This window comes from Methylobacterium sp. WL18 (assembly GCF_008040015.1).
GTDB lineage: Bacteria > Pseudomonadota > Alphaproteobacteria > Rhizobiales > Beijerinckiaceae > Methylobacterium > Methylobacterium mesophilicum.
Map to the genome: position 1 here is coordinate 1 of NZ_VRVD01000513.1, position 3373 is coordinate 3373.

Below are 3373 nucleotides of genomic sequence, written 5' to 3' on the forward strand. Positions count from 1 at the left end.
GGAGACCGCGTCGCCGGGCACGGGCGCCGCCGGGGCGTCCGTCGATCCGGTGGCCGAGGCCCTGGCCCTCCTCACCGCCGAGCGCGACGAGCTGAAGGACCGGATGCTGCGCACGCTGGCCGAGATGGAGAACCTGCGCCGCCGGACCGAGCGGGAGATCGCGGACGCGCGCGCCTACGCGGTCACCAATTTCGCCCGCGACGTGCTCAACGTGGCCGACAACATCCACCGGGCCCTCGACAGCGTCCCGGCCGACGCGAAGGCCGCCGCGGACGGCGCCTTCAAGGGTCTGATCGACGGCATCGAGCTGACCGAGCGCGACCTGGCCAAGACCCTCGAGCGCCACGGGGTGAAGCCCGTCGAGCCGGAGGGCCAGAAGTTCGACCCGAACCGGCACCAGGCCATGTTCGAGGTACCGAACCCCGATGTCCCGGCCGGCACCGTCGTGCAGGTCGTGCAGACCGGCTACGTGATCGGCGAGCGGGTGCTCCGCCCGGCGCTGGTCGGCGTCGCCAAGGGCGGTCCCAAGCCTGCCGCGAACCCCGCCGACGCCGCCTGATCAGCGCATCTGCGCCGACGCGTCCGCGCAAGGCAGCGCGGTCGCGAAGTCCGCGATGAACCGCGCCGTCTGCCGCGTCTCGACCGGCGCCCGCGGGTCGCGCGCCACCACGCCGGCCTCGACGCCGAGGCGTCGATTGCAGGAGCAGGCCGGCAGCAGCCCCAGGGATGGGTCCGGCCAGCAGGAATCGTGATGCGCGCAGGCGAGGTCGAGCGCGTCGATCGGCGCGTAGCCGGGGCCGCGGTTCCCTGGCCCGCAGAAATTGCCGTAGATCAGGAGGGCGCCCCGGTTTGATGGCCCGGGCGGCACGATCTCCTGCGCGGTCGCAGTGCCGACGGCGAGACCGAGGGTCAGCAGGGCCGTCGCGATGGTGGTCAGGCTGGGAGCGTTCACGGCCGATCCTGCATCGGTGATGCCTCCTGACGCCGCGCGGCGGTACCGGCGCGGCATTCGACATCCGTGTCACCGGGCTGGCGCGGACGATCCCGGCCGGCCGATGGATTCGCGGAGCCGAACGCCGTGCATTGCGGCCGAGCGCAACGATATCGTCAAGATCGATCGCCACGAATGTTGACTAAAATCGGTACTTCACACCGGCGCGCGTCAACGCGGTTCCCGAATCCTGTTTGCCGGCACCGCAATACGCCGGATCGCTGGCGTTGTAGTATCTCGCTCGGGTGAGCCGGTGGTCGGATCGGAGAGGTCCAGCCCCTCCACCCTGGCGGAGCATCCTTCCATAGCTGTGTGTGCCAAATCGCGTCTTCGAGGCCCCTGCCCGGCGCAACAGCCGAGCGCGTGCCGCGCCAGGGCGGCGGTCGCGCGAGGCTTCAGAGGGCGAGCAGCAGCAGCCCGACGACGGTCACGGAGAGGATGAGGCAGAGCGCGAGATCGAGGATCGGTGCCCCGCCGCAGTTCGGCGCCTGCCGGTCGCGGTCGGTCATGATCCTGGACACGGCGATCACGAACGGGAACCCGCGCGCGGGCGGCCTAGCGTGGCATCTCTTTGCAGGTGCGGGTGCCCATAGGCATCGGGAGCTGCGTCCTGTGACGCCTTCGTCGCGTCGGCACGATGAGCCGTGTCCGCGACGGCGGTGCCGAAGGCCGGCAGTGCGAGCGCGGTCAGCAGGCAGGCGATCCGCCTGAGCCGCGGCATGGGATCGGATTGGCGGGATCGAGAGGGCGCCTTCGCGGGTAGCGTGAGCGGCGGCAGCGCCTCGGCGACCAGTCTACGCGTCTTTGCACTCATCGTCCCGGCCCCATCAATGACGTGGGAAATTTGACCACGCTTTCCGACTACGTGTGTAAAATTCCCACGTCAACGGAAAATCGCCGGTCGAGCGTGTGGACGCGCACGCCGTGGGATTGTCTCCCACGACACATCGTCTAACCATGCGACCATGTCCGAGACCGCAGACACGAAACCGGAGGGCGCCAGCCTGCACGCGCCGCTGGCCCGGCTCCTGCGCCCGCTGGTCCGCCTGCTCGTGGCCCGGGGAATCACGTTCCCGGCGCTCACAGACCTGTTGCGCGAGCTCTACGTGAACGTCGCCGAGTACGACTTCGCCCTGCCCGGCAAGGAGCAGACCGACAGCCGGGTCTCCCTGTTGACCGGCATCCATCGCAAGGAGGTGCGGCGCCTGCGCGGGGCCGGGGCGCCGGTGAGCGCGGTTCCGGCCGTGGTCTCGCGCACGAGCCGGATCATCGCCCGCTGGATCGCCGACCCGGCCTTCACCGATCCGCAGGGCCAGCCGCTGCCGCTGCCGCGGACCGCGGATGCGGGCGCGCCGTCCTTCGAGGCTCTGGTCTCCGGCATCACCCGCGACCTGCGTCCCCGCGCGGTGCTCGACGAATGGCTCGACCGCGGGCTCGCCTTCCTGGACCCGCAGGACCGGATCGTTCTGGCTGAGGCGGCCTACGTGCCGCGCGGGGACGGCGCGGCCGAGCCGCAGCTCTACTATTTCGGCCGCAACCTGCACGACCATATCGCGGCGAGCGTCGCCAACATCGTCGGCGACAAACCGCGCTTCCTCGAGCGGGCCGTGCATTACGACGGGCTGTCCGAAGCGCTTGCGGCCAAGCTCGAGGCGCGGGCGCGCGAGATCGCCATGGAGGCCCTGCAGCAGGCCAACCGGGAGGCGCATGCCGCCTGCCAGACCGATTCCGGCGGCGATCACCGCTGGAATTTCGGCCTCTACGTCTACGCCGAGGCCGCGCCGCCGGCCCGGTCCACGGACGGGCGCTGAGAGGCCGGCCGGTGCGCTCCTCGCCAAACCGCCGGTTCGTCCTGCGCCTGCTCGCGGGCACCGCAACGCTGCTGCCGGGCGCCGCCCGGCCCCAGGAGAACCCGCGCGACCAGGGCATCGGCGGCACCGGCATGAAGATGACCGACGAGCCGAAGGACGGTGCCCTCGGCGAGGGCGATCGCGGCATCGGCGGCACGGGGGTGATCGGCACGATCCGCCGCTTCGGCTCGATCGTCGTCAACGACCTGCGCATCGCCTACCCGCCCGAGGTCGCGGTGGAGATCGACGGGGAGCCCGCCAAGGCGGCCGACCTGAAGATCGGCCATGTCGTGCACGTGGTCGCCCGGCCGGAGCACGGCGGCCTCGGCACAAGCCGCATCGACGTGGCCAGCGAGGTGGTCGGGCCGGTGGAATCGCTCGCGCCCGGGCGGATGATCGTGCTCGGCCAGCGGGTCTCCACCGGGAACCTCACGGGGGACTGGAAGCCCGGCACCCGCGTCGCCGTGAGCGGCCTGCGCCGGCCGGACGGCGTGATCTTGGCGAGCCTGATCGAGCCGCGCAGCTTCGGGCC

General features: G+C 71.3%; 4 protein-coding genes. 3 read left to right on the forward strand and 1 reads right to left on the reverse strand.

From position 1 onward, the window contains the following. Positions 1–559, forward strand: a 559-nt coding sequence (grpE, locus tag FV228_RS24080; protein WP_147856873.1) for a nucleotide exchange factor GrpE, incomplete at its 5' end; no start/stop codon positions are given. Here grpE and FV228_RS24085 read toward each other — a convergent pair. Beyond that, on the reverse strand, positions 560–952 hold the full coding sequence (locus tag FV228_RS24085) for a hypothetical protein (protein WP_147856874.1): 393 nt from the start codon (positions 950–952) through the stop codon (positions 560–562). A 1004-nt stretch (positions 953–1956) separates the two neighbouring features. Here FV228_RS24085 and FV228_RS24095 point away from each other — a divergent pair. Together FV228_RS24095 and FV228_RS24100 are read left to right on the forward strand one after the other, a co-directional pair. Next, positions 1957–2802: a DUF6502 family protein gene (locus FV228_RS24095; protein WP_147856875.1), complete on the forward strand. Its 846-nt coding sequence runs from the start codon at positions 1957–1959 to the stop codon at positions 2800–2802. 11 nt (positions 2803–2813) lie between these two features. Continuing rightward, on the forward strand, positions 2814–3373 hold a 560-nt coding region (locus FV228_RS24100; protein WP_246694017.1), incomplete at its 3' end, for a DUF5666 domain-containing protein.